Consider the following 17,705-nt stretch of genomic DNA (forward strand, 5'->3'; position numbering starts at 1 on the left):
GGCTAGTGCCCCGGCAGGCAACGTTCGCCCCGTCGCGACGCCCGGCACGCCCTCTCGCCGCACCGGCCGAAAGCCCAAGTACGTCCAGGCGAGGGACCGCTCCGCCTCGGTCAGGTGTGTCCGTGCCTCGGTCGGCGCCGTGGATCGGCCGCCCGCCTGCTCGACCAGTGCCGCGGCCTCGGCGGGACGGGCGCCGGTCTCCGACAGCGCGGCGAGCCGCGCGGTGTGCGGGCCCGGCGTGTCGAGGCCGCCAGCACCGGGAGGGCCTTCCGCTCCCGCAGATCGCCGTGCACGGGCTTGCCGGTGACCGCGGGATCACCCCAGATGCCCAGCACGTCGTCGACGATCTGGAAGGCGATCCCGAGATGGCGCCCCGGCGCGGTCCAGGACGGCGGTCGTGCCGGGCGCCGCACCGCCGAGGACAGCCCCAAGGGCTGCCGCGCAGCCCAGCAACGCACCCGTCTTGTGCTCGGCCATCGTCCGGTACTGCGCCGGCCGCACCCGCCGCGGCCCCGTCCAGGGACGGGCGGCGAACAGCAGGTCGTCCGCCTGGCCGCGCACCAGGTACCCGAGCGCCGCGGACAGCGTCCGTACCGCCCCGGCACCGCCCGGCCGTCGCCAGCGTCTCGACGGCCAGCGCGAACAGGGCGTCGCCCGCGAGCACCGCGGGACCGGTGCCGTAGGCCTTCCACACCGCCGGGCGGCGGCGCCGGGCCGGGTCGCCGTCCACGATGTCGTCGTGCAGCAGCGAGAAGGCGTGCACCAGCTCCACCGCGACGGCCGCCGCCACCCCGGCTCGTCCGGGCGCCCCTGCCGCCTCCGCCCCGAGCACCGCCAGCGTCTGCCGCACCCCCTTGCCGCCGGAGGCTACAGCCGGCGCGCCGCCCACCTCGCACCAGCCGCAGGAGTACGCGGCCATCTCGCCGACCCACGGATGGAGCCGCCCGACCGCTTCGGCCAGCGCGGGCCGGACCAGGGCCCGGCAGCGGTCGAGCACGTCGGGTACGTCGGGCACGTTTGGCGCGGCGACCTCCGTCGCCGGGGGAAACGCCGTCACCGTACGGCCTCCGTCCCGTCCGCGGCGCCCGGTATGCCGAACTCCTCCCGCGCCCGTGCCACCATCTCCCGCGCGTGCCGCGGGCCCAGCCGCTCCAGCGTGCCGGCGAGGTCCGCCAGTTCGGCCGCCGTCTCGGCGCGGTCCCGGCCCAGTTGGGCCAGGGACTTGGCGAGCCCGAGCCGCGCCAGCGCCTCCCCGCGCGGCTCGTTCATGCCCCGGAACTCCGCCAGCGCCTGCTCGTAGAGGCCGCGGGCCTCGGCCCAGCGCCCGGCCCGGTACAGGACGTTGCCGCGCATCTTGTGGTTGTAGGCCAGCGCGCTGGACAGCTCCATCCGGCGGCACGTCCGCTCGGCCTCGGACAGCAGCCGCAGCGCCCGCCCGGTGTCCCCGTCGCGCACCGACACCACATCGGAGAGCCCGCGCAGCGCCCATGCGTGCCCGCGCCGGTCGTCGGCGCCCGCCGTGATCCCGGCCGCCTCCTCGAACAGCTCGTACGCCGTGTCGTACGAGCCGGTGTTGCGGGGCATCTGGGCAATGCCCTCCAGCGCCCACACCGTGTGCCGGGCCTCGCCGCGCCGCCGGGCCCCCGTCAGCAGCTGTTCGTGCAGCCGGCCGACTGCCTCGTAGTCACCCTGGATCCGGCCGGTCTCGGCCAGGCCCGCCAGCGAGTAGCCGCGTACGACGGCGTCGCCGCCGCGCTCGCCGAGGTCGGCGGCAACGTGCCATCTCGGCGGGCTTCCCGGCCCGCTCGGCCGCCCGCAGCTGCTCGGTCCCGGCCGCGAGGACGTCGGTCAGCGAGGAGTTGACCGACAGGGTGGTGAGAGCGCCCCGTCACCTGTTGTCGATCAAGACGCCGGCGGAGCGGACCGGGTTGGCCTGTGCGCCGCGGATCACATGACGGTGTCTCAGTGCTGCTGGGGCTTCTGCGGCGGCGCCTCGCTCGGCCGCACGATCACGTACCCCTCGCCCTGCAGCACCAGCTGCACCGCCTCCCCGGAGCCGCCGCGCAGCATCGAGCCGACGGACTGCGAACGGTGCAGCGAGGTCGCGAGGCCCGCAGTCCAGCCGACGACGGCGTCCGTGTCGACGTACACCGGATGCTGCGGAGAGACCGGGATGACCAGCGGGTTGCCCTCGCAGACCAGTCCGAGCGCGCCATGTCCCGTGAACACGCTGTTGAACAGGCCGCCGCCGGTGATGCCCGCACCCTTCACGGTCGCGATGCGGTACGACAACGTGGCGTCGAAACACAGGACGTTGCGGCCGTTGACCGTGAACTCGTCGCCCGGCTCGATCTCCACGACGAAGCAGCTCTGCGCCTCCTGCGCGAACCAGGCCTCGCCCTGCCCGCGCACCGTCATCAGCGGCAGCCCCTCGCCAGTGACCGCGCGCTTGAGCAAACCGCCCACGCCGCCCTGGCCCTTGCGTTCGAACTGGAGACCGCCGCGGTAGGCGACCATCGCGCCCTGCCGCGCGAACATCTCGCCGTTCACCGTGTACCGGATGCACTTGGCGTTCTCGACCGCCATGCCCGGCGTGACGGCGGGCTGCACCATGTGCTCACTGGAAAAGAGGTCGCCCTTCATACGGGCATCCTCGCCCGGAAGCAGGCGTTCCGCCAAGATCATGAAGCGAAGGGTCGACTTAAGATACGGAGACGGCCGACTTTGGGCGCAGCGGGCCGGCCTCAGGTACGGAGAAGGGCCGGCACCGGGTACGGATTCCTGTGCCGTTTCCGGCATTGGTTCAGGCGCCGAAGAGCTGGGTCCAGTAGGTGCCCGCCCGGCCGCCGCCGGCGAAGCCGATACCGATGTGGGTGAAGTCGGGTTTGAGGATGTTGGCTCGGTGGCCGGGGCTGTTCATCCAGCCCTCCACCACTTCGGCGGGGGAGCGCTGACCGCAGGCTATGTTCTCGCCGATCGAGCGCCGGGACGCACCCGCCGCGGCGGCACGGTCCCAGGGCTTGCTGCCGTCGGGCGCAGTGTGGGAGTAGAAGTCGCGCGCGACCATGTCGGCGCTGTGCGCCTGCGCCGCGGCGGTCAGCGCGGTATCGGCGGCCAGCGCCGGCAGCCCGGCCCGGGCGCGCTCCCGGTTCGTGAGGTCGATGACGTCGGCGGCCGTCCGGGCCAGTTCGGCGGGGGACAGGGGCCTCGCCCACAGCGCGGTCCAGAAGGTGTCGCCGGAGGGGCCGCCGCTGACGTGGGCCAGGCCCGCGTGGGTGAAGGCCGGGTCGTGCAGGGTGCGCCGGGGCTGTTCGGTGCGCAGGCAGTACTGGACGAACTCGGGGGGCGTGCGCGGGCCGGAGACCAGGAGCTCGCCGACGGTGATGTACGGGTATCCGGCGACGATGACCCGTTGGTAGACGGAGACGCCGTCGCGGGTCTCGACGCCGAGGCGTCCGGCCGCGGCCATGGCGCCGGCGTGCGCCTGCGCCGCGGAGGCCAGCCGCGTGTCAAGCGAGACCGGTGACGAACCGGCCGCGGCACGGGCGGAGTTGACCAGGCCGAGAAAGACGTCCGGGGCTGGGGCGGACGGGGGCCGCGGACCGGCCGTCCGGACGGCGGAGCCACTCACGCCGCCGGTACGGCCGTACGCGCCGTGCGCAGGCGTGGGCGGTGAGACCGCCGGCGTCACCGTGTCGTCCTCGACGATATCCACGCCGAAGTCCCGGGCCAGCCCCGCCAGTCCGTCCGCGTACCCCTGGCCCAGGGCGCGCAGCCTCCAGCGGTCGCCGCGCCGGTAGATCTCGGCGAGCAGCAGGACGGTCTCCTCGCGCGGGCGGGGCGGGACGAACCGGGCGACCGGGCGGCCCGCCGCGTCGGCGACCTGGACGGCGGGAACGGGCAGGCGGCCCAGGGGAGTTCCCGGCTCGGCGGCGCTGACCACCACGGTGACCCGGGTGGCCCCGGCGCGCAGGCCCTGCGGGTCGACGGTGAGCGTGTCGCCGCGCAGGGCGGCTCCGGGCGCGGACGGCTGGTTGTAGAACACGAAGTCGCCGTCGCCGCGCACCTTGCCGCCGTCGTCCGTGATGAGCGCGGACACGTCGAACGGGCCGGGCACCCGGACGGTCACCGCACCGCCCGGGAGGGGCAGATTGCCGCCGGGGACCAACTCGCTCATCGTGCCGCCCTGGTGTCGTCGTTTCGCCGGCCGGTGGTGTGCGGTCCGGGCCCGAGGGATGCGGTCCGGGTCCGGGGGTGGTGTCCGGACGGTGGTGGGGTGTCGTCCGGAGAACGCTCACCGGCCCGCCCGGGTTCCCGCCCGTCAGCACCGCCTTCCCGCTCCCGCGGTCGATGTCGGCTGGGCTCGCCTTCCCGCACGGCTCCTTGTTCTCGCGGTCCATGTCGTCTGGGCCCGCCCTTCCGCACGGCGCCCCGTTCCCGCGGCCGACGTCGCCCGGGTCCCGCCCGGCGGCGCCTCGCCCCGCTCCCGTGACCGCCGCACGCCGCGCGCACGGTCAGTCCCGGGCGACCCCCGGGGCGACGTCCGCATGTCGTTCGACGACCGCCGTACCGCGCGCCGCCTTCGCCCGCCGGCCGCAGAACGCGGACTCCAGAGTGCGCAGCATCGTGTTCATCACCGGCCCGCTGTTGGAGGTGGTGGCGAGCGCGGCGAGGCTGCGCCGGCCGTCCCTGGAAGCGAACGCGTAGGTGTAGTAGCCCTGGACGGCACCGGTGTGGCCGTGGACCGACACACCGCACGACAGGTCGCGGCGCCGCAGGCCGAGCCCGTACGCCTGACCCGTGCCCGCCGGCACCCAGCGCCGCATCTCGGCCAGCCGCGCCGCGGAGGTCAGCCGGCCACCGAGCAGCGCCGCCAGGAACGTGTTCAGGTCCCGCGCGCTGGAGACGAGCGCGCCCGCGCTCTGCGCCCACGACGCCGTCTGCTCGGTGGCGTCGACCAGCGGCGCGCCCACCGTGTCCGGGGTGAGGTAGCCGCGGGTGTGCCGGCCGGGGATCCGGGTGCCGGGGTGCACGTAGAAGGTGTCGCGCAGCTTCAACGGCTCGATGATCCGGTTCTGGTACGCGGTGCGCAGGGAGTGGCCGGTCAGTTTCCTGATCAGCATTCCCGCGACGACGAAGTTGCTGTTCGAGTAGGAGTAGGCGCCGCCGGGCGGGGTGGTCCGGGGGTGCCGCAGGGACCGCTTCACCAGTTGGCGGAGGGTGAACACCTTGGTGCGGACGGCCTCGAAGCCGGGGACCGTACGGGCGAACATGGCGTTGGTGTAGTCGTACAGGCCGCTGCGGTGACTAAGCACGTGCCGCACGGTGATGCGGTCGTCCGGCAGCAGCCCCGGCAGATACCGGTTGACCGGCGCGTCGAGCTTCAGCCGTCGCTCGTCGGCGAGTTGCAGGAGGACCACGGCTGTGAAGATCTTGCTGACGCTGCCGATGCGGAACCGGTCGAGGGTGCTGAGCGCCCGTCCGGTCCCGCGGTCGGCGACGCCGACGGCCATGCGCAGGACCGTGCCGTGGTCATCGATCCGGGCCAGCGCGCCGGGCGCGCCCTGCGTCCGGGCCGTGCTCAGCACACCGCGCAGACCGCTCTTATCGGGCTGTGGCAGCACCGCGCCGGCCCGCGCGGCGCCCGGCTCCGGGTGTGCGGCGTGGGCGGGGACCGCCATGAGGGCCAGGGCTGTCGCCGCTGCCGCCGTACTCCTGCGCACCGTTGCTGCTGTGACCATCCGGCTCATCCGGCTCTTCTCCCGCCTCTCACATGCCGTCACAGGTCCGCGGTCGACGCACAGTTGGCCATGCGCTGATCACCGTGCAGCGCGGATGCGCACAGTATTGCCTCGAAAGGTACGAAAAGTGTGTATTTCAGGACGCGGGAGGGATGGCTCAGCCGGACGCCGACGGCTCCGGGGCGATCAGGCCCAAGCGCCTCGGCGTGCCGCAGCCGGCAGCGCGCCCGCTCGTACACCTCGCCGTAGTCGAAAGCGGCCACCGCCTTCGCCCAGGCCTCAGCGTCCGGCCCTGACACGGCCCGCGCCCGCTCCGCCTCGGCCCGCGCCCGCTCCGCCTCGGCCCGGGCCAGCCACGCCTGTCCTTCGGGGCCCTGAGGTGCGCCCCGCGGCCGTGGCCCGCGCCAGTCCGACGAGTTCGTCCGCCGTGTCCGTCCAGCGTCCGGCTCCTGCCGTGTCGCCGGTGAGCCGCAGCCCGGCCGCCGCATCGGCGACCGCGGACAGCGTGAGGGCGGCGAGCCGGACCGTGACGTCGGGCCGCGCGCCCGCGTCGTCGGTGAGCGCCGTCACCGTGGACCGCATGCGCTCGACGGCCGCCGCCGGATCGCCCCGCAGCGCGGCCGCGTCGGTCAGCACGATGCCCGCGACCAGCGTGCCCGTCCAGTCGAACGGCCCCTCCAGCAGGGCGCGCGCCCGGTCCACCGCCGTGAAGTCACCGCGCGCGAGCGCCACGTACAGCACAGGTGCGTCCGCGTATCCGCCCGCGGCGGCACCACCTCGGCGTCCGCCGCGGCCGCGCGCAGGCACGCGTCCCAGTGGCCCAGCGTGTGCAGCACCAGCAGCTGGAGGTACCGCATCTCCAGCGGATACGTCGAAGCCAGCAGCCCGGTACGGCGGGCCCGGTCCAGGCCCTCGGCCAGCCAGGGCAGGCACTCCTCCAGCAGGCCGGACTCGTAGCAGCCCATGGCGAGGTTGAACAGCGCGCGCAGCTCCACCGGTGCGCTGCCCGCGTCGCGCGCCAGCTCCCGGGCCGCGCGGAGCCGCTCACGGCCCTCCGGGCTGCGCCGGCCGTCCCCTTCGAGGTCGGCCACCGGGATCAGGAGATCGGCCCGGGCGTCGGTCATGCGCAGCTGCTCGGCGACGCGCAGGGCCCTGCGGGCGACCTCCAGGGCGGTGTCGTTCCGCCCGACCTGCCGCGCGGCCATGGCGTGCGTGGCCGCCGCCCACACCCACGTGGGCGACGCGGGCTCGGCGGGGATCATGGCCAGCGCCTTGCTGCTGTGCGTGAACGCCGCCGGCAGACTGTCCACGCGCAGGAGGTTGCCGGCCGGGGTGTACCGCACCGAGTTCGGAGTCGGCGTCCTGACCGAGGTCCGCGAGCGCGGACCGGGTCAGGGAGACGGCGCGGTGCAGCTCTCCCGCGTGCGCGGCGGTGGCCGAGGCCCGCAGCGTGAGGGCCACGTGGTCGACGCCGCCGCCCGAGGGCCGGGTGGCGGGATCCACCGCCGGCGACAGGTCCAGGGCCGCCTCGAGATGCCGCAGCTGCAGTGAACCCGTCGGGCCGCACAAGACCGGAACACCTACCGCACGGCAAGAGTCCCTCAACAACCGGATCCACATCCTGAAAAGCTCAGCCCTTTCCAGGCAACCCGCCACAGGAAGGGCGCCAAATGGCATCGCAGGCGGTAAACGAACGAGCTCAGTGCCCTGGAGACATGTACGTGACGCCAAAGCGGAATTCCCGCTGCCGGCCAGGCTCCAAGGACAGGGCGGTGGTGTGTTCTGGGCGGTTGAAGGCGTTGGTCATCGTCTCGACGGGTTCCAGCGCGATGGAGGCGCGCCGGTCACGCGCCAGGGTGTCTCCGGTGAACACGTGCATGTACCCGCCGTACTGCCACACCCGCAGCTCATCACCGGTCGCCGGATCGCTCAGTACGGTCTCGGCCCGGCCGCCGGGACCGGGGGACAGGTCCGCGAAGCAGGCGTCGATGACGGCGTCGCCCAGCCGTCTCGGCGTACGGAAGTCCATGCCGGGGCAGTGATCCAGGGGCAGCAGGGCGTCTTCACCGCGCAGAGGGATAAGGGAGGTTTCGGTGCGGATCAGGGTGTGCGCGGGGATCTGCAGGACCAGGTCGTCGATGGGCTGGGAGAGGGTGAAGTAGGGGTGCCAGCCCGCCGCGTAGGGGGCGGTGGTGTCGCCCACGTTCGTCGCCCGGATCTCGATGGCCAGCTCGCGGCCGCTCACGGTGTACTCCACCTCGAGGTCGAGGGTGAACGGGTAGCCGGGGTACCGGTCCGGCGTGATGCGCCTGGTGCGCAGCAGCAGGTGGGCGGAGTCGGACTTCGTGGCGGCATGGACGAGTTCGAACAGGGCTTCGCGGGCGAATCCGTGGTAGATCGTGCGGTCCCCGCCGCGGCCGGGCAGCAGGTCGTGGTCGCGGCCGCTCCACCGGTAGCGGCCGTCCGCGACGCGGTTGGGGAACGGGGCGAGCAGGCCCGCCCGTACGCCGTCCTGTGACAGCAGTTCCGCCTCGTCGCGGTAGCCGTCCGTCAGCTCCGTCAACTGACCGCCCGCTCCGCGTCTGACCTGCCAGCTCAGGAGCGTCGCCCCGCGCAGGGCGAGGACGGCGCGCGCGGAGCCGTCCGGCGCGGAGACGGTCACGGTGGGTTCGCCGCCGAGGCTGCCGTCGGCGATCTGGTACTCGGCGGCCATCCCGCCCCTTCCTCTCAGCCGGCTTCCGGGGCGAGCTTCTTCGCCCCGGTCATGATGGCGACCGCGTCCTCCATGGAGTGCGACTGCGGGGTGATGACCCCGGCGCAGGCGCCGAGGCGCTGGATGTGGATGCGGTCGGCGACCTCGAAGACGTTGGGCATGTTGTGGCTGATCAGGATGACGCCGAGGCCCTGGTCGCGCAGGTCGCGAACCAGGCGCAGCACCTGGCCGGTCTCGCGGACGCCGAGGGCGGCGGTCGGCTCGTCGAGGATGACGACTCGGCCGCCGAAGGCGCCCGCGCGGGCCACGGCCACCGACTGGCGCTGGCCACCGGAGAGCGTCTCCACAGCCTGGTTGATGTTCTGCAGGGTGCTGATGCCCAGCCGCTTGACGTGATCGGACGCCTGACGCCTCATCTCGCCGGTGTCGAGCATCCGGAACACCGAGCCGAGCACGCCCTTGCGGCGGATCTCCCGGGCAAGGAACAGGTTGCTGGCTATGTCCAGCGCCGGGGCGACGGCAAGGGTTTGATAGACCGTCTCGATGCCGGCTTCGCGGGCGTCTTGCGGCCGCTTGAAGTTGGCCTCCTTGCCGTCCACGAGAATGCTGCCCTGGTCGGGGGTCAGCGCCCCGGAGAGGGTCTTGATCAGCGTGGACTTGCCGGCGCCGTTGTCCCCGATGACGGCGAGGACCTCGCCGGGGTAGAGGGTGAGGTCGACGTTGTTCAGTCCGACGACTTTGCCGAAGAGCTTGACCAGCCCCCTGGCCTCGAGAACGGGTGCGCTCTGGGTCACGACTTCACCTTCCGGATCCACTGGTCGACGGAGACAGCCGCGATCACCAGGATGCCGACTGCGAGGACTTGGTAGTTGGGGTCGATCCCGGCCAGCGCCAGGCCGTTGACGAAGACCTGGACGATGAGCGCGCCGATCAGCGAGCCGAGCACCACGCCGCGTCCGCCGAACAGGCTGGTACCGCCGATGACGACGGCGGTGATGGACTGCAGGTTGGCGTTGAGGCCGCTGTTGGGGTCGCCGCCGCCGACCCGGCCGACCAGGATCCAGGCGCCCACGGCGATGGCGAAACCGCCGACCATGTAGGCGCTCAGCAGTACCCGGTTGACGGAGATGCCGGCCAGGCGGGCGGCCTCGATGTCGTCGCCCACGGCGTACAGGTGCCGGCCCCAGGCGGTGTAGCGCAGGGCGTAGCCGATCACCGCGTACAGGGCGATCATGACCAGGACGCCGTTGGTCAGGTTCAGCTGCCCCAGGGAGACCGTGTTGGCGGTCCACATGAGGATGTTGCCCGGGTGCAGGGCGACGGTCTGGCCCTTGGCGTAGATGAGGGTGATGGCGGTGAAGACGCTGAGGGTGCCGAGGGTGACGATGAAGGGCGGCAGCTTGATCTTTGTGACCAGCAGCCCGTTGACGGCCTGCGCCGCGATGGCAACGGCCGCCCCCGCGAGCAGTGCGACCACGCCCGGCAGGTGGTTGTCGGCGACGAGCTTGGACATCAGCAGTGAGGCGAGCACCATGACCGCGCCGATGGACAGGTCGATGCCGGCGGTGAGGATGATGACCGTCTGCCCGACGGCCAGCGCACCGATGACGGCTGTCTGCTGGGCGATCAGCGAGAGGTTCTGCAGCGCGTAGAAGCGTTCGTTGACCAGGGAGAACACCACGGCGGCGAGTATCAGGACGATCGCCGGGCTGAGTGCGGGCTGGCGGTGCAGTACCGAGTGGATGCGCTGGGTCAGGGTGGCGGGCCGGTTGAGGAACTCCTCCAACGGCGTTGGTGTGGCTTCACTGTCCACGTGGGTGGTCACAGGGGGTCCTTCCGGTTCGTTCCCTCGTAAAGGCTCGGCTCGTGTGGTGCGGGTGCGCCGCCGGTGTGTACTCACCGGCGGCGCACCCGGCTCGGACCGGATCAGCTGCCCCAGCAGGCGGACGCGGCCTGCGACGGGGACTGGACGGTGAGGCCGTCGAGGGGCTTGGCGGCGACGAGAGCGGTGCCGGTGTCGTAGAACGACTTGCCGTTGGTCACGCTGGGCTTGCTGCCGCCGCGGGCCAGCTTGGCGATGGAGCTGACGCCGAGCGCGGCCATCTTGCCCGGGTACTGCACGGCGTCGGCGGCGAACTCGCCGCTGGTGACGTTCTTCAGGCCGGAGCAGCTGCCGTCGATCGCGTAGACCGCGACGTTCTTCTCCTTGCCGGCGGCCTTCAGCGCGTTGTACGCGCCCTCGCCCGCGGGCTCGTTGATCGCGTAGACGACGTTGATGTTCGGGTTGGCGGACAGGCAGTTCTCCATCGCGGTGCGTCCGCCGTCGATGGCGCCCTGGGTGGGCTGGTGGCAGGCGATGGTGTACGTGCCGCCCTTGCCGCCGGTGTACTTGCCGGACTTGGCTTCCTTGCCGTTCTCGGTCTTGCTGCCCGGGTCGATGCCCATGCCCTCCAGGAAGCCGTGGTCGCGGTTGATGTCAACGGAGACGACCTGGTTGTTGAACAGGTCCAGCATCGCGATGACAGCGGGCTTGCCGTTCAGGGCGGTCGCGGCGTACTGACCGATGAGCTTGCCCGCCTGCTCGTTGTCCGTGGCGTAGGTGATGTCCGCGGTGCTGGGCGGGTTGGGCGCGGTGTCCAGGGCTATCACGAACAGGCCGGCCTGCTTGGCCCGGTTCAGCGCGGCGTTCACCGCGTCGCCGTTGGTAGTGATCAAGATGCCCTTGTCGCCGCGCGAGATGGCGTTGTCGATGGCGGTGATCTGGGTCTGGGTGTCACCGTCGCTGTGGCCCGCCGCCACCGTCAGGTTCACGTTGTCCTTGGCGGCCTGCGTCTTGGCGTCCTTCTCCATGCTCACGAAATACGGGTTGCTGAGTGTCTTCAGGATCAGCGAGACACCCACCTTCCCGCTGCCGCCCGACCCGGACGCGGAGGAGCTGCCGTTGGAGGAGCCGCAGGCCGCGAGCGTGGCGCCGAGGCACACGGTGATGCCGATCGCTGCCGCCCGGGTGCGCCGACTGCGGCGGCCCGACGCCTGGCTGGTGGAGATGTTCATGTCTTGAGCCCTTTCGGAGCCGTCGTTGGTCGACGCTGAGACAACGTTGACTGACCGGGATACTGATCCCCATGGACGAGTGCGTCAAGACGCTGGTAGACATACGCCCGCAACGAGTCGGTAAACATGAGCCGGTGGGAGACAACGATGCCCCAGGACGAGCCGCCGCCACGGTCTCTTCGCAGCCGCCCCACCATGCGTGAGGTGGCGGCGCTGGCCGGCGTGGCCATCAAGACGGTCTCGCGTGTGGTCAACGGTGTTCCCACCGTCGATCCGCTGATCGCCGCCAGGGTCCGCGAGGCTGCCGACAAGCTGGGCTACCGGCCCAACCTGACCGCCAGCAGTCTGCGCCGCGGGGACGGCCGGACCTCGATGATCGGCATGCTCGTCGAGGACGCCGCGAACCCCTTCTCGGCCGCCCTGACCCGCACCGTCGAGAACGTGGCCCGCGAGCGCAGAGTCCTGGTGCTGGTCGGCAGCCTGGACGAGAACCCGGACCGGGAACGGGAACTCGCCCGGGCACTCGTCGACCGGCGGGTCGACGGGCTGGTGATCGTCCCCGCCGGACGCGACCACAGTTACCTGCTCAGCGAGCAGCGCTCAGGCACCTGCATGGTCTTCGTCGACCGCGAGCCCAGCCTGCTCGACGCGGACGCCGTCGTCTCCGACAACCGGCATGGTGCCATCACGGCCGTCAACCACTTGCTGGAGGCCGGTCACCGTCGCATCGCCTACCTCGGCGACCGGGAGTCGATTCCCACCGCCGCCCAGCGGTTCGACGGCTACCGGCACGCCCTGGAAGTCGCGCATATCGAGTACGACGACGAGGTCGTCCGCCACGCGGGGGCCAGTGAGGAGGCCGCCATCGCTGCCGCCGAGCAAGTGCTGGCCCTTCCGGATCCGCCCACTGCGCTTTTCACCAGCCAGAACATGGTCACCATAGGGGCCAGCCGCGCGTTGCGCGCCCTCGGCCTGCAGGACACCGTGGCCCACGTGGGCTTCGACGACTTCCCCCTCGCCGACATGCTCAGTCCCGGTGTCTCCGTCATCGCCCAGGACATCGAGCGGATGGGCAGTACCGCGGCCGAGATCCTCTTCGCCAGGCTGGACGGCGACCAGTCAGCTACCCGCACCGTCACCTTGCCGACCCTGCTGATCGAGCGGGGCTCAGGCGAGATCCCACCCATAGGCCCGCGTCATGACTGAACCGACGCAGGCAACGGGGCAGGCCCCCACCCTGACCGTGATCGGCGAAGCCCTCCTCGACATGGTCCCCCGGCTCGAGGCGCCCGGCGACTACCGCGCCCGGCCCGGCGGCAGCCCGTTCAACGTCGCCGTCGGCCTCGCCCGGCTGGGACACCACACCGCGCTCATGGCGCGGCTGGCCGACAACACCTTCGGCCGGATGCTGCGCACCCACGCCACCGCCAGCCGGGTCGACCTGACGTCCTGTCCGCACGCCGTCGAACCGACCACGCTGGCTGTCGTTTCCATGGATACGCACAGGGCCGCGCAAGCTACGACTTCTACCTGGACGGCACCGCCGACTGGCAGTGGACCCAGGACGAAACCGCCCGCATCCCGGCCGACACCGCCGTACTCCACTTCGGCTCCGTCGCCTCCTGGACACCGCCGGGCAGCGACCACATCCACACCGCCGTACAGCGCCTGCGCGCCCAGGGTACGGCGCTGATCAGCTACGACCCCAACATCCGCCCCGCCCTGCTGGGCGATGCGGCGGGCGCCAGGCACGCCGTCGAACGCAGCGTCGGCGTCTCCCACATCGTCAAGGCCAGCCGTGAGGACGCCGAGTGGCTCTACCCGGGCACCGGGATCGAGCGGATCGCCGCCCGCTGGATCGTGCTCGGGGCGCTCCTCGTCGTGGTGACCGACGGTGCCGCCGGCGCCCACGCCTTCCACACCAGTGGAGGAGGCTTCAGCCGTCCCGGCCGCAAGGCCGCGGTGGTGGACACCGTCCGCGCGGGCGACGCCTTCACCGCCGGGCTGCTCGGCGCCCTGCTCCGCAGCGAGCTGTACACCCCGCAGACCCTCGCGGCGGCCGCCACGGCCGTGCTGGCCACCGCCGTGGACGACGCTGTGCTCGTCTCCGCCCTCACCTGCGAGCGCATGGGCGCCGACCCGCCCACCGCCCTGCCGCGCCCCCACCAGCCCGCCCACGCACCCTGACGGCGGCGGACCTCGCCTTCGCCGACGGCACCGACAACGCGGACGGCCACGGCCGAAGTCCGGAGCCGGTGCTGGGCGGGCTGTGACGCGCTTCTCAAACCCGATCCGTCGATTTCACCGTCCGGGCATGTGATTTCGCCGCCCCCGTGGCGCCCGTCACCATCGACAAGAAGTACCTGGACTTCCTCATCGGCGGCGGCTACCACGCCGCCAGCTCCGACGCCCCCACCGCCGTCGAACTCGTCGTCGACGGCAAGGTGGTGCGTTCCGCCACGGGCGCCAACGGCGAGGCCCTGAACTGGGCCTCCTGGGACCTGTCCGACCTGCAGGGCAAGCAGGCCCAGATCAAGGTCGTGGACGCCAACACGGGCGGCTGGGGCCATATCAACCTCGACCAGGTGGTCCTCTCCGACACCCAGGCAAAGCCCCACTCCGACGAGACCGGCGTCAACCTGCTCGTGGACGGCAAGGTCGTGCAGAGTGCGACCGGCGCCAACTCCGAGAACCTGGACTGGGCCTCCTTCAACACCGCCGCCTACAAGGGCAAGCAGGTCCAGATCCAGATCGTCGACGCCAACACCGCCGGCTGGGGACACGTCCTCGCCGACCAGTTCACCGCCGCCGACAAGCCCGCCCTCTCCAGCGTCCAGCGCGCCCACTGGCTCGACTACGGCCAGGACTTCTACGCCGCCAACAGCTTCAACGACGCCCCCGGCGGACGGCGCGTCATGATCGCCTGGATGAACAACTGGAACTACGGCGGGAATATCCCCACCAGCCCCTGGCGCAGCGCCGACACCTTCCCCCGCCAGCTCGCCCTGCGCACCGTCAACGGCAAGACACAGCTGGTCCAAGAGCCGGTCAGCGAACTGCACACCCTCCGCGGCTCCGAAACCGACCTCCCGGGCACCACTGTCACCAACGGCACGACCCCGCTCGGCGTCCACGGCAGCACTCTCGAACTCAAGACCGACCTCACCCCAGGCACCGCCACCCGCTTCGGCCTCGACGTCCGCACCGGCGCCGGACAGCGCACCCGGATCGGCTACGACACCAGCACCGGCCAGGTCTACCTGGACCGCACCGCCTCGGGCGCGACCGACTTCGACCCCACCTTCTCCAGCACCGAGCACGCCCCCCCTCGCACTCGACGGCAAGCCCCTGCACCTGCACGTCCTCGTGGACGCCTCCTCCGTCGAGGTCTACGCCGAGAACGCCCAAGGCCAACAGGTCGTCCTCACCGACCAGATCTTCCCCGACCCGTCCAGCACCGGCGTCGACGTCTTCGCCGAAAACGGAACCGCCACCCTCACCGGTATGCGGGCCTGGCAACTGGCATCCATCTGGAAGTGACCGCCCCCGGTGTGCTGTCCGGCACCGCCGCATAGGACAGCACACCGGGTTCGCCTCGCGCGCCCTTATCAGCCGCTTCACCCCTGAACAGACTGTTGGCAACACCACCGAGCCCGCCGTGCATGCGCGCCCGGGTTCGACAAGGAGCGATTCCGCATGCACGAACAGCCAGCCCTCGTCGACGAGTTCGGTCGCACCTGTCTCCACGTCCCGCAGCGCTAGCCGCTCCAGGTGGTCCGAGCCGTGCGCCGCCTCGACGGCCGTGCCGCAGCACACCGCGATGTTCGGCGCCTCGTCGAGCTGCTGGATCAGGTAGTGCGACATCGACGCCGACAGTGACGGCCCGCGCACCAGCAGCGTCACCGATTTGGCGCCCCGGGACAGATACACGGCGGCCTGCCCGGCGGAGTTGGCGCCGCCGACGATGTACACGCCGCGTCCCTGGCTGGAGGCCGCCTCGGTCAGCGCGGAGCCGTAAAACACCCCGCAGCCGGTGAGGTCCTCAAGGCCGGGCGCGGCAAGCTCCCGGTACGACACGCCGGTCGCGAGGATCACGCTGTGCGCGGCGACTGCCGAGCCGTCCGAGAACCGCACGATGCGGGCAGCGCCGCTCACCTCGAACCCCGTCACCTCGCGCGCGGTGAGGATCTCGGCGCCGAACCGGGTCGCCTGGCGCCGCGCCCGGTCGGTGAGCTGCGCGCCCGACACGCCGTCCGGGAAGCCCAGGTAGTTCTCGATGCGCGAGCTCTGGCCCGCCTGGCCGCCGGTCGCCGACCGCTCCACCAGCACCGTCCGCAGCCCCTCGGAGGCGCCGTAGACGGCCGCGCCGAGCCCGGCCGGGCCGGCGCCGATCACCACCAGGTCGTAGAAGTCCGCCGTCGGCGTCGTCGCCAGCCCCACCCGGGCGGCGAGATCGGGCGTCTGAGGCGCCACCAGCGGCGTACCGTCCGGCGTGATCACCACCGGCAGCCGCTGCCCGTCCTGTCCGGCGGCGGCCAGCCGCGCCCCCTCCGGCTCGTCGGACGGGTACCAGCGGTAGGGCACCTGGTTGCGGGCGAGGAACTTCCGCACGTCGGAGGAGCGCGCCGACCAGCGGTGGCCGACGACCTTGGTGCTGGGCACCGGCCGGTAGTCGCTGCGCCGCCAGGCCTGCAGTAGGTCGTCCAGGACGGGGTAGAGCTTCTCCTCGGCGGGTCCCACGGCTTGGGCAGGTAATGGTCCAGGTCGACGACGTTGATCGCGTCGATCGCGGCGTTCGTGTCCGCGTACGCGGTCAGCAGGACCCGGCGCGCGCCCGGGTAGACGTCCATGGCCCGTTCCAAGGACTCGATGCCGTTCATCTGCGGCATCCGGTAGTCGGCCAGCACCACCGCCACCTGGTCGCCGCGCAGCTTCAGTTCCAGCAGTGCGTCGAGCGCCGACTCGCCGGACTCGGCGCGCACGATCCGGTACGACGCGCCGTAGTGCCGTCTGAGGTCCGAGGCGTCAGGGCGCCGTGCCCCGAGCACGCAGAACTCGTTGCCTTCGGGGTCCGCGAGGTCACCCATGACTGCTCGCCCTGCCCGACGTCGGCGTGGCGGGCGCCGAGCGCGAGGAGCCGGGCGACCTCCGCCTCCTGGTCGTCTGGCCGGGCGTCGAGGTGCAGGCGTTTTGGGGAGGGTAGTGAAGACTGGGCCCGGACGTGACCGCATCACAGGGAGGCAGCAGGCATGACGCGCCCGATCACCGCAGGGGTCGACGGATCCGAGGAGAGCCTCGCCGCGCTGGCGTGGGCCGCACGGGAGGCCGTCCGGCGCGGGCTGGCGCTGCGGGCGGTGCACGCGTGGCGGTTCCAGCCGCACGAGGAGATCGGCGTGAGCGACCCTCAGACGCAGGAGCGGTGGGTGCGGGACACGGTCAGCGAGGCGGTGCGCGGCGTCACCGACCCCAGCCCCGAACTCGACGTGACCACCGACATCGTGGCGGGAGGCACCGCCGACACGCTGGTCGCCGCCGCGGCGGACGCCGAGATGCTGGTGCTCGGCTCGCGCGGCCACGGACCCGTCGTCGGCTTCCTGCTCGGCTCCGTCGGCCAGCAGGTGATCGCCGGGGCCGCCCGGCCGGTCGTGCTCGTCCGCGCCGGTGACCGGGCATCCGCCGAGGCCGCCGGGCGCGAGATCGTCGTCGGCCAGGAAGGCGACCCGGAGGACAGCGCCGACGCGCTGCGGTTCGCGTTCGAGACGGCGGCGGCGCGCGGTGCCGCGGTGCGCGCCGTACGGGCCTGGACCCTGCCGCCGGTGTTCGCCTACAGCCCCGCCTCCATGAAGCTGCTGGACGAGGCCGGGGGACTGGAGCCGTACGAGAAGAAGGCGCTGGACGCGGCGCTGAGGCCGTGGCGGGAACGATTCCCGGACGTGCCGGTGGTGGAGCACGTGGAGCTGGGCAGCGCGGGCCAGGTGCTGCTGTCGGTGGCCGGGCGGGCCCAGCTGATGGTCGTCGGCCGCCGCGCCCGTCGTACGGCCGTGGGCGCGCGGATCGGCTCGGTGGCACACGGCGTGCTGCACCACGCGGACTGCCCGGTGGCGGTGGTTCCGCACGCCACGTGACGCAGCCTGCCGTCCGGCTCGGCCCGTCACCTGACTCCGTCTGCCGCCTGACTCCGTCTGCCCGTCCGACTC

Annotated in this window: 12 protein-coding genes and 6 pseudogenes; 6 read left to right on the top strand and 12 right to left on the bottom strand. The window is 72.2% G+C overall.

All coding sequences use genetic code 11. The features are described from left to right. From H8R17_RS37895 to H8R17_RS37940, 10 genes and pseudogenes are all read right to left on the bottom strand, one after another. A pseudogene (locus H8R17_RS37895) lies at window positions 1-1,057 on the bottom strand (polyprenyl synthetase family protein); the annotation flags it as partial. Continuing rightward, window positions 1,054-1,870, bottom strand: a pseudogene (locus H8R17_RS37900) (tetratricopeptide repeat protein). The pseudogenes H8R17_RS37900 and H8R17_RS37895, both read right to left, overlap by 4 nt. A gap of 92 nt (window positions 1,871-1,962) precedes the next feature. Beyond that, window positions 1,963-2,643, bottom strand: coding sequence for an AIM24 family protein (locus H8R17_RS37905; RefSeq protein ID WP_187827767.1), 681 nt, complete (start codon window positions 2,641-2,643; stop codon window positions 1,963-1,965). Window positions 2,644-2,803: 160 nt separating this feature from the next. Next, window positions 2,804-4,177 (bottom strand): CAP domain-containing protein, encoded by a 1,374-nt coding sequence (locus tag H8R17_RS37910; protein ID WP_187827752.1) that lies wholly within the window; start codon window positions 4,175-4,177, stop codon window positions 2,804-2,806. Window positions 4,178-4,514: 337 nt separating this feature from the next. Then, window positions 4,515-5,750, bottom strand: coding sequence for a serine hydrolase (locus H8R17_RS37915; protein ID WP_262505835.1), 1,236 nt, complete (start codon window positions 5,748-5,750; stop codon window positions 4,515-4,517). Window positions 5,751-5,935: 185 nt separating this feature from the next. Then, window positions 5,936-7,340 (bottom strand): annotated as a pseudogene (locus tag H8R17_RS37920) (helix-turn-helix transcriptional regulator); the annotation flags it as partial. 100 nt (window positions 7,341-7,440) lie between these two features. After that, window positions 7,441-8,454: an aldose 1-epimerase gene (locus H8R17_RS37925; protein ID WP_187827753.1), complete on the bottom strand. Its 1,014-nt coding sequence runs from the start codon at window positions 8,452-8,454 to the stop codon at window positions 7,441-7,443. Between the two features lie 14 nt (window positions 8,455-8,468). After that, window positions 8,469-9,248: an ATP-binding cassette domain-containing protein gene (locus tag H8R17_RS37930; protein WP_316959652.1), complete on the bottom strand. Its 780-nt coding sequence runs from the start codon at window positions 9,246-9,248 to the stop codon at window positions 8,469-8,471. After that, a complete protein-coding gene (locus H8R17_RS37935; protein WP_187827755.1) occupies window positions 9,245-10,279 on the bottom strand; it encodes an ABC transporter permease in 1,035 nt (344 codons plus the stop codon). The genes H8R17_RS37930 and H8R17_RS37935 overlap by 4 nt, the downstream gene beginning before the upstream one ends. Window positions 10,280-10,380: 101 nt before the next feature. Then, window positions 10,381-11,508, bottom strand: a complete 1,128-nt coding sequence (locus H8R17_RS37940) for a substrate-binding domain-containing protein (RefSeq protein WP_187827756.1) — start codon at window positions 11,506-11,508, stop codon at window positions 10,381-10,383. A gap of 147 nt (window positions 11,509-11,655) precedes the next feature. Between H8R17_RS37940 and H8R17_RS37945 the strand changes: the two genes are divergently transcribed. The 5 genes and pseudogenes from H8R17_RS37945 to H8R17_RS49540 all read left to right on the top strand — a co-directional run bounded on the left by H8R17_RS37945 (window position 11,656) and on the right by H8R17_RS49540 (window position 15,048). Further along, window positions 11,656-12,714 carry a LacI family DNA-binding transcriptional regulator gene (locus H8R17_RS37945; RefSeq protein ID WP_187827757.1) on the top strand — a complete coding sequence of 353 codons (1,059 nt, stop codon included), beginning with the start codon at window positions 11,656-11,658 and terminating at the stop codon, window positions 12,712-12,714. Continuing rightward, window positions 12,707-13,201, top strand: coding sequence for a PfkB family carbohydrate kinase (locus H8R17_RS48965; RefSeq protein WP_223125950.1), 495 nt, complete (start codon window positions 12,707-12,709; stop codon window positions 13,199-13,201). Before H8R17_RS37945 ends, H8R17_RS48965 begins: the two co-directional genes overlap by 8 nt. Further along, entirely contained in the window at window positions 13,087-13,695 is a 609-nt protein-coding gene (locus H8R17_RS45990) for a PfkB family carbohydrate kinase (RefSeq protein WP_316959653.1), read from the top strand. Before H8R17_RS48965 ends, H8R17_RS45990 begins: the two co-directional genes overlap by 115 nt. A 473-nt stretch (window positions 13,696-14,168) precedes the next feature. After that, a pseudogene (locus H8R17_RS37955) lies at window positions 14,169-14,768 on the top strand (GH32 C-terminal domain-containing protein); the annotation flags it as partial. A 106-nt stretch (window positions 14,769-14,874) separates the two neighbouring features. Then, on the top strand, window positions 14,875-15,048 hold the full coding sequence (locus H8R17_RS49540; RefSeq protein ID WP_399477828.1) for a GH32 C-terminal domain-containing protein: 174 nt from the start codon (window positions 14,875-14,877) through the stop codon (window positions 15,046-15,048). A 159-nt stretch (window positions 15,049-15,207) separates the two neighbouring features. Here the strand turns inward: H8R17_RS49540 and H8R17_RS37960 are convergent. Together H8R17_RS37960 and H8R17_RS37965 are read right to left on the bottom strand one after the other, a co-directional pair. Further along, window positions 15,208-16,556: pseudogene (locus tag H8R17_RS37960) on the bottom strand (FAD-dependent oxidoreductase); the annotation flags it as partial. Beyond that, window positions 16,539-16,696: pseudogene (locus H8R17_RS37965) on the bottom strand (VOC family protein); the annotation flags it as partial. The pseudogenes H8R17_RS37960 and H8R17_RS37965, both read right to left, overlap by 18 nt. 61 nt (window positions 16,697-16,757) lie before the next feature. Here H8R17_RS37965 and H8R17_RS37970 point away from each other — a divergent pair. Continuing rightward, window positions 16,758-17,633 (top strand): universal stress protein, encoded by an 876-nt coding sequence (locus tag H8R17_RS37970; RefSeq protein WP_187827758.1) that lies wholly within the window; start codon window positions 16,758-16,760, stop codon window positions 17,631-17,633. Window positions 17,634-17,705: the final 72 nt, after the last annotated feature.

The sequence above is a fragment of the Streptomyces sp. TRM68367 genome (assembly GCF_014495685.1).
GTDB lineage: Bacteria > Actinomycetota > Actinomycetes > Streptomycetales > Streptomycetaceae > Streptomyces.

Bases quoted from the DNA above. Each gene is read 5' to 3' on its own strand.
- H8R17_RS37905 (WP_187827767.1), bottom strand. From the start codon at position 2,643: ATGAAGGGCGACCTCTTTTCCAGTGAGCACATGGTGCAGCCCGCCGTC.
- H8R17_RS37910 (WP_187827752.1), bottom strand. From the start codon at position 4,177: ATGAGCGAGTTGGTCCCCGGCGGCAATCTGCCCCTCCCGGGCGGTGCG.
- H8R17_RS37915 (WP_262505835.1), bottom strand. From the start codon at position 5,750: ATGAGCCGGATGGTCACAGCAGCAACGGTGCGCAGGAGTACGGCGGCA.
- H8R17_RS37925 (WP_187827753.1), bottom strand. From the start codon at position 8,454: ATGGCCGCCGAGTACCAGATCGCCGACGGCAGCCTCGGCGGCGAACCC.
- H8R17_RS37940 (WP_187827756.1), bottom strand. From the start codon at position 11,508: ATGAACATCTCCACCAGCCAGGCGTCGGGCCGCCGCAGTCGGCGCACC.
- H8R17_RS37945 (WP_187827757.1), top strand. From the start codon at position 11,656: ATGCCCCAGGACGAGCCGCCGCCACGGTCTCTTCGCAGCCGCCCCACC.
- H8R17_RS48965 (WP_223125950.1), top strand. From the start codon at position 12,707: ATGACTGAACCGACGCAGGCAACGGGGCAGGCCCCCACCCTGACCGTG.
- H8R17_RS37970 (WP_187827758.1), top strand. From the start codon at position 16,758: ATGACGCGCCCGATCACCGCAGGGGTCGACGGATCCGAGGAGAGCCTC.